Genomic DNA, 7,896 nt, shown 5'->3' on the forward strand with positions numbered 1-7,896 from the left:
ACCCTCACGCCCTCACACCCTCACACCCTCACACCCTCACACCCTCACACCCTCACACCCTCACACCCTCACACCCTCACACCCTCACACCCTCACACCCTCACACCCTCACACCCTCACACCCTCACATTCTCACATTCTCACACCCTCACACCCTCACACCCTCACACCCTCACACCCTCACACGGACCCGCGGCTCATCTTTGCTCCGCGTCTCCGCGTGAGCCCCGTCTTTTCAGTTGATCAGGTGCCCAGCCAGTAGGTGGCCTTGATCACGAACACGTTGTCGGGGCTGGCGTCGAAGATGGCGCCGGTGTCGCGGCCCAGCTGAAAGTCGCCGTACGGCTGGTCGCCGCTGCGCTGCTGCTGCCACACGAAGAACAGCGTGCTCCCCGGACGGTACTCCCACCGCAGCACCGCGTTGCCCCGCAGCGAGCGCACGTTGAAGCTGTCGTTGAAGAAGCGGAAGCCCTGGTCGGTCGTGGGGTCCTCGTCCGTGTCCAGCCGGTACTGCACCGGGCGCGTGCCGTCCGCCTCGATCACGCTCAGCTCCTGCGCCGTGAACGAGCGGGTATCCGCCGAGCGGGGACGCACGAACTCCTTGTAGTCGCTGTAGTCGCCCGTGGCCACGAACGGCTGCGCGAACAGTTCCAGCGTCATCGTGGGGCTGAAGGTCCAGTTGAGCCGCGTGTCCAGCGACAGCACGTGCTGCTCGAGCTCCGCGAACACCACGCGCTGGTTGAAGAAGCCGGTCGCCGTGGGATCGGTGAACCGGGTGACGAACTGCGTTTCGTTGCGGCTGTAGTTGTACGACGGGCCAAAGCTGATCTGCACGTTGGTGCTGGGCTTGTAGCGCACGCCCGCGCCGCCTTCGAAAAACCGCTCGCCGATGGAGGTGCCGCCAAAGCCGGGGTTGATGGAGAACACCAGCTTTTTGCGCGAGTCGCTGCTGAACGAAGGCGACACGAACCAGCTGGCCGGGCGCCGCACCGTGGGGCCGCCGCGCGTGGTGCGGTCGGCGTACACCTCCGGCCGCACGTGCGCGTACAGGCTCGTGTTCCAGTAGTTGGGAAAGGTGACCTCGCTGTACTGATGGATCTGCAGGTCGTTGCGGTCGCCCTGAAAGTTCAGCTGCTGCTGCGCGCCGGCGGTAAGCCAGATGTTTCGGTACCAGCTTCCCGGCGTGGTGAACTGCCGCACCACGTTGCCGTGCATCCACACGTAGTCGGCGGTGTTCAGGAACGCCATGTCGTTCACCTCGAACCCCGGGCTGCGGTAGTTCACCGACGTTTCCCACAGCCACGGCCCGCTGTCCTTGCTGAGCCGCGCGTATCCGCCAAAGCCGCGCAGCCAGGTGGCGTTCGTGTCGTACGCGTTGCTGAACAGGCCGTTGCGCCCGTTCTCGCGGTCCGGGCGCTGAAAGTAGCGGGCGCTGGAGCGCTGCAGGCGGCCGATGGCCAGCGAATCGCCGGACACGTTGCTAAGCGCCACGTTCCCCATCAGCCGGTACGTCTGGTTCTTCCACGTCAGCGACCAGTCCGCGCCCACCGCCTCCGCGTGCTGCGGCAGGTGCGCGCGCACGGCGTCGTCGCCGTCGCCAAAGCCGCGGTACACCGAGGTGGCGATCAGCCCCCAGGTGCGGCTGCCGCCGTGGGTAATGCGCTTTACGCGCCCCATCATGTAGTTGCTGGCCGGCTCTACCGTCAGCTCCTGGCCCGTGCCGTCCAGGCTGCGTACGCGCCCCACCTCACGCGCCGTCACCGCTTCCAGCGCGCCGATCTGCCACCCGCCCGACGTGCGGCCCGTGAGCTTGGCGGCCGCAAGCAGCCGCGTGTTGGTGGGCGCGTACTCATAATCGTAGCCGCCCGGCAGCTGCCCCTGCGGTGACCGCCCGATGCGGCGCGAATAGAACAGCGACATGCTGCTCACGTTGCTGCAGGTAAAGCAGCTGAATCCGCCAAAGCTCAGCAGCCCGCTCCCTTCCACGAAAAAGGGGCGCTTCTCGTCGAAAAAGCTTTCGAACGCGCTCAGGTTCACCACCGCCGGGTCCTGCTCCACCTGCCCAAAGTCGGGGTTGATGGTGGCGCTGAGGGTAAGGTTGCTCCCCAGCAGCGCCCGGATGTCGGCGCCGATGCGGGTGTCGTAGTCGCGCGCGTCCTGAAACGGGCTGTCGGGCTGCGACGGGGTGACGTACGACGCGCGGGCCAGCGCGTACGGCATGATCTCCAGCCCCCGCGGCCGCTTTTCGATGCGCATTCCCGACAGGTGGCCAAAGCGCGGCGGGCCGCCGGGCTCCTGCCGTCCCCAGAACGACCACATCGACGTCTCGTTCAGCCGCTGCACGTAGCGCCAGATCTGCACGCCCCAGGTCTGCTCCACGTCGCTGGTAAAGCGCAGCTGGCTCCAGGGGATGCGCATCTCCGCCGTCCAGCCCAGCGAATCCACCCGGGTCTCCACCTCCCACACCGGGTCCCACGAGGGGTCGGCGCTGGGGGATGCCTGGCCGGCGTCGTACTTTACGCCGGAGGGGTTCACCTGCAGGACGGTGCGGCCGGCGTGGTCGTGGTAGGTGTCGAACACCAGCTGAATCCAGTCGCTCTCCACCTCCGCGTCGCGGCGGGTAAGCTGGCGGCTCACCTCCATGGAGTCGTACATGCGGGCGCCCACGTACAGGGCGCCGTCGTCGTAGGCAAAGCGCACCTCGGTGCGCGCCCCGGGCTCGCCCTCGCGCGGCTCCTGCTGGCGAAAGCCGGTGGCCGGCTGCGGCGTGGACCACACCGCCTCGTCCAGCCGTCCGTCCAGCACCACGTCGGTGGCGCGGTGGGCGCTTACGGCCGGGCCGGCGGTGGGATGGGCGCCGTTCTGGGCGGCGGCGGGGGCCGCGGCAAGCAGCGCCGCGGTGAACAGCATGGATCGGAAAGAACGCATGGGGAGATCCCCGGTAAGATGGCGGGACGAGTCCGAACGACGCTGAGATGCGGCTGGGCGCCGAAAGGTTTGCTGGTGCACGGGCCTCGTGTCGCCGCACGCTAGCTCCCTCCGCGCGCGCGAGCGACGGCGATGGGACGAGCGGCGATTCCGCGGGGCAGACGGCGTGCGCCGCGGCTGCCTCTACGCCCAACTACCCGTCGTCAGTTTCCGCCAGTTGATGCGCCGCGTGGGCGAGTCTGCCGCTCACCCTCCGATCGCGGTGTTGGCGGATGGTTCTCGAGATCGCGCATCAGGTAGTGCGATCGACGTGCTCCAATCCACCGCGGAGAGCATCTGCCGATCTACATCCCTCCTCAAAAAAATGCGGATGGCCCCCTGCCGCATTCCATCTGCTTCCCGTTCCCGACAACCACAAAAGATCACGCCTCGTCGACATCCCCACCCGCACCCGACACCTGGGAATCCGGCCCGAGAGCGCGAGATCAGAGGAAACGGCACGAGAAAACTCTGCTGACTCTGGTAACTCTGTGTGAGCCCCATTCCCTTATCGAACCGCGAGATCAGAGGAAACGGCACGAGAAAACTCCGTTAACTCCGTGTGAGGCCCATTCTTTTTGTGAATGTGATAGGCGCGAAAACGCGGAGGCGCGGAGAGAAGCTTTCTCTCCGCGCCTCCGCGCCCTCCGCGTCTCCGCGTGAGGCCGTTCCGCCGGTCAGCGCCCGCCGAAGGGGCTGCCGCCGGAGGGCTGCTCGTCCTGGCGCGGCTGCCGCACGCGGGGCGGCCGGCCAAAGTTGTACTGCATGCTCAGGTGCACGGCGCGCGAGGTAAAGGTGCGCTCCGTCAACTGGATCAGGTTGTCGTCGCCGGCGCGGATGCGGAAGCGCTGCGTGTTGAACGGATCCGACACCCGCACCGTCACGCTCATCTTTTCGCCGTACAGCTTCTGGCGCAGCGCCACGTTGGCAAAGGCCATCGCGTCGAACTTGCCGCCTTCAACCTGCATGGGCGCGCGGTAGAAGTACTGGGCCGTCAACGTGGTGCGCGGGCTGAAGTTGTACGTGCCGTTGAAGCGCGCCGACCACGTTACCGCGTCCGTCGAAACCGCGGACTCACCGGACGATCCCTCCGTCACCATCTTGAAGACGTTGAACGCCGCCAGCCCGTTGAACCGCTGCCCCATCCGCAGCGTGCCGTTCAGGTCCGCGCCCCACGAGCTTCCCGTGTCCAGGTTCTTGAAGCTGATGGAGGTCACCTCGCGCCCCGCCACCACGTCGTCGGTGTTGATGATGAAGCGGATGACGTCCGTGGTGCGGCGGTAGAAGGGCGACAACTGCACCGAGCCCATCTGCCCCGAGTGCTGCAGCCCCAGCTCGATGGCGTCCGTGTACTCCGGGTTAAGCTGGGGGTTGCCCACGAACACGTTCTGCAGGTCAAAGAAGGCCGGGAACGGGTTCAGCTCCTGGGTGCCCGGCCGGCGGATGCGGCGCGAGTAGCTGAGCTTGACCTGCGTCTGGTCGCTCAGGTTGTAGCTGGCCAGGGCGCTGGGAAAAAAGCTGGTGTAGTCGTGGGGAAACGATTCTCCGGTGTTGCCCAGCGAAAACTCGCGGGTGGCGTACTCCGCCCGCAGACCGCCCTGCAGCTCCAGGGCGCCGGTGCCGTGGCTCAGCACCCCGTACACCGCGTTCACCGTCTCGTCAAACTGCAGCGCGTTGCTCAGGTCCCCGCGCGCAAACACGCCCGAGCCCGTGGCGTCTTCCATCACCGTAAAGTCACGGTCCGTCCAGCGGGCGTTGCCCTTGTAGCCGGTTTCCAGCTTGGTGCGCTCGGCCAGGCCGCGCGTGTAGTCCACCTGACCCGTGAGCTGGTACGACCGCGCGTCGGTCTCGTGGATCTCCGCGTCCGACAGCGTGCCGCCCGCCGTGGTCTGGCGCCACAGCGAGGTGCGGTCGTCCTCGTTGTTGGCGTTGGCCCGCACCTCGGCCGAAAGCTCGTGCGTGCGCGGCGTGAGGGTGCGCTTCCAGGCCAGGTTGTAGTCCGCCATCCAGTTGTCCGTGCGCGAGTCGCGCACCCGCTCGTACGCGTCCAGCAGCACCCGCGTGCCGTCCAGCTCGCTGTACGCGCTCAGCGCGTCGTCGGTGGCGCCGCGCAGGTTCAGCATCAGCGCGTTGGAAAGCACGTCGCGCTCGCCCAGGCGGTAGTCCAGCGTGCCGTTGAAGTTGTGGCCGCTGTTGCCCTGCGCGCCGCGGATGTCCTGCTCGCTGTACGAAAGCGGCGCGCGCCCCGTGCCCAGGCGGGTGCGGTCGTTCACGCCCAGCTGGTCGCGGTCGTCGGTGCTGAAGCCGTAGCTCATGAACCAGGTGGCGGGGCCCTGCTGGTATCCCAGGTTCCCCGAGCCGGTGTAGCGGTCGGCGGTGCTGGCGGCCAGCGTAAGCCCGCCGCTCAGCCCCAGGTCCACGTTCTGCTTGAGGACGATGTTGATGATGCCGGCCATCCCCTCGGGATCGTGCCGCGCGGAGGGGTTGGGGATCACCTCTACCCGGTCCAGCGTGTTGGCGGGGAGCTGCTTGAGGTAGCCGGCCAGCTGCTCGCCGCGGATGGGCGAGGGGCGGCCGTTGATCTGCACCACCACGTTCTCGTTGCCGCGCAGGCTCACCTTGCCGTCGGAGTCCACCTGCACCGAGGGCACCGACTCCAGCACCTCGCTGGCGGTGGCGGCGGCGGGGGCCACGTCACGCGTGGAGTAGCTGTTGCGGTCCGGGGCGATGGCGATGGCCGGCCGCTCCGCCTCTACGCCGATCGTCTCCAGCACCACCGCGCGGCGCGAAAGGCCGATGTTTCCCGCGTTGGCCCGCGGGCTGGCCGGGGCGATAGTGAGCTGCGCGGTGCGCTGCGGGCCGTACCCCATCATGCTTACGCGCAGAAAGTACGCGCCCGGCCGCAGCCCCTCGATGCGGAACGAGCCGTCGGGGCGGGCGATGGCGCCGGCCACCAGCGCCGAATCCGCCGCGCTCCACACCTCCACGCTCGCCGTGCCGATGGGCGCGCTGCTCTCCGCGTCCACCACGGTGCCGCGGATCTCGCCGGGGCCAGCCGCCGGGGCCTGCGCGCCGGGTGGACGCGGGCCGGGTTGCTGGGCAAGCACGGGCGCCGCGCTCAGCGCCGAAAGGGCAAGGACAAGGACAAGGCGTTTCATGGCAGGGAACTCCGCGGGAAGGCGTCGATTCAAGGTGTCCATTGCGCCGCGCAGGTCATCCCAGCGACGGCGCACCTGATGGACGAAGGGCGGTACGGGCCGATGATCGGTCAGGTTTCAGCCGTTCGGTGCCCGTGCTCGCCGCCTCTTCTACGCCGCTCCAGCCGTGTCCAGTTTCCGCCAGTAGATGGTTCCGTTGACGGAATGATGAACGTGGCTCAGTCGGAAGACGCGGCAGAGTACCCGCTCTGTATGCGTCTATGCGTCAGTGCGAATAATCTCCTGCCCGGTTCTGCATGGATCGAGCTGCGTCCGCCGGCGGCCCCCTCTCCCGGCCTCTCCCCAACTTCGGGGGAGAGACGCGCACCGAATCTTCGGCGCGTGTCCGAAAGCAATGATGCGAACGCTGGCTTCCGAAGCGCCCCGTACTCCCGGCTACCCCCACCCCTCCCCCGAAGTTGGGGGAGGGGTCGCCAGCCGTCGCGAGGAACGAGCGAAAGGCCTGGCGGGGGAGAGGGCCCGCGGGTCACTCCACGCCCTCCGATTCCACCCGTTCACCCGTTCACCCGCTCACCGCTCGCCCGTTCACCCACTCACCCGCTCACCGCTCGCCCGTTCACCCGTTCACCCGTTCACCCACTCAAGCATGCGAACCCACGCAGCGGTGGAAACGAAAAAAGCGGGGCGTGCCTGGGTGGCACGCCCCGCTTTCCATCGTCGCCCGGCAGGTCAGTGGCTGCGGGAGAGCGACGCGTCGGGCCTGACGACCCGGATGTCTACCTGAGCGCGGGGGACGACCTCGTAGTGATCGTCGTACTGGCCCGCGAAGCCGGTGACTTCCACGGTGTCGCCGGGGCGCAGCGGGCGCACGTCCACGCCCGTTTCAGCGTCCACGAACACCAGCACGGGGCCCGTGCCGTCGTCCACCATCACCTTCCACCCCCACGGGTCGTCGTTCACCGCCTCGCTGGCCACGCGCCCGCGGATCTTGACCAGCCACCCCTCCATGGACTCGTTCAGCAGCCCCGTGCGCAGGTCGCGCGGCGACGGGGCGTCGGCCTCGCCCAGCGGGCCAATGGCGGCGGGCATGATGGCCAGCTGCCCGTTGGGCTCGTCCAGCATCCCCCGCACCCGCACCCGCTGGCCCACGGTCAGCCGCACGGAATCCGCGGGGGCCAGGACCCAGATGCCGGCCGAGTGGTCCTGGATGGCAAACCCGCCGTCGAACACCCCCGGCGCCACGCTGACGGTTCCTTCCACCAGCACGGTGGCGCCCGGGCCCAGGTCGCGGGCGCGGGAAATGGCGGTGACGCGCTCCTGCGCGTGCAGGGGTGGCGCGGCGGCGGCGATCGCCAGAAGGGCGAGCAGAGCGGATCGGACCATCGGAGAGCGCTTCGGTGGGAGGGACTGCGGAGGGTGATACGGTTACGCTGCACGAACGTTCCACAATTTTGGCGCCACGCGCAAGTCCCGCGGCCCGCCGATCCGTCATCCGCATCCCCCTGATGGAGCCCGGGGCGTGACCCGCCGCCCGTACACGCCGCCAAGTTGCGCGGAAGAGTCCGTCGACGGGATGATCGGGTTGATCGAAGTGATCGAGTTGATCGGCGGCTAGGTGCAGTTCCACACGACAAAGTATGCAAAGTAAACAAAGAGGTGTTATCTTGGAGGGATGAACTCCAAGAAGCCACCGCCGTTGTTTGTACGCGAGCCATCTTCCGAGGAACGCGCCGGCCTTGAAGCGGCTCTCCGCTCGGCTGATGCATTCCCG

The 7,896-nt window shown here is 67.8% G+C and carries 3 protein-coding genes; all 3 read right to left on the reverse strand.

Annotated features, from left to right (window positions below; translation table 11 throughout):
* Positions 1–243: 243 nt before the first annotated feature.
* The 3 genes from ACOJUJ_RS24155 to ACOJUJ_RS24165 all read right to left on the reverse strand — a co-directional run bounded on the left by ACOJUJ_RS24155 (position 244) and on the right by ACOJUJ_RS24165 (position 7,508).
* Positions 244–2,928, reverse strand: coding sequence for a DUF5916 domain-containing protein (locus ACOJUJ_RS24155; protein ID WP_420129485.1), 2,685 nt, complete (start codon positions 2,926–2,928; stop codon positions 244–246).
* Between the two features lie 716 nt (positions 2,929–3,644).
* Positions 3,645–6,125: a TonB-dependent receptor domain-containing protein gene (locus ACOJUJ_RS24160; RefSeq protein ID WP_420129486.1), complete on the reverse strand. Its 2,481-nt coding sequence runs from the start codon at positions 6,123–6,125 to the stop codon at positions 3,645–3,647.
* A 729-nt stretch (positions 6,126–6,854) separates the two neighbouring features.
* Positions 6,855–7,508: a hypothetical protein gene (locus ACOJUJ_RS24165; protein ID WP_420129487.1), complete on the reverse strand. Its 654-nt coding sequence runs from the start codon at positions 7,506–7,508 to the stop codon at positions 6,855–6,857.
* Positions 7,509–7,896 lie beyond the last annotated feature (388 nt).

It is taken from the genome of Longimicrobium sp. (assembly GCF_048594345.1).
GTDB lineage: Bacteria > Gemmatimonadota > Gemmatimonadetes > Longimicrobiales > Longimicrobiaceae > Longimicrobium.

What these genes read in the sequence shown, in the direction of transcription:
- ACOJUJ_RS24155 (WP_420129485.1), bottom strand. Translation starts at nt 2,928, where the DNA reads ATGCGTTCTTTCCGATCCATGCTGTTCACCGCGGCGCTGCTTGCCGCG.
- ACOJUJ_RS24160 (WP_420129486.1), bottom strand. Translation starts at nt 6,125, where the DNA reads ATGAAACGCCTTGTCCTTGTCCTTGCCCTTTCGGCGCTGAGCGCGGCG.
- ACOJUJ_RS24165 (WP_420129487.1), bottom strand. Translation starts at nt 7,508, where the DNA reads ATGGTCCGATCCGCTCTGCTCGCCCTTCTGGCGATCGCCGCCGCCGCG.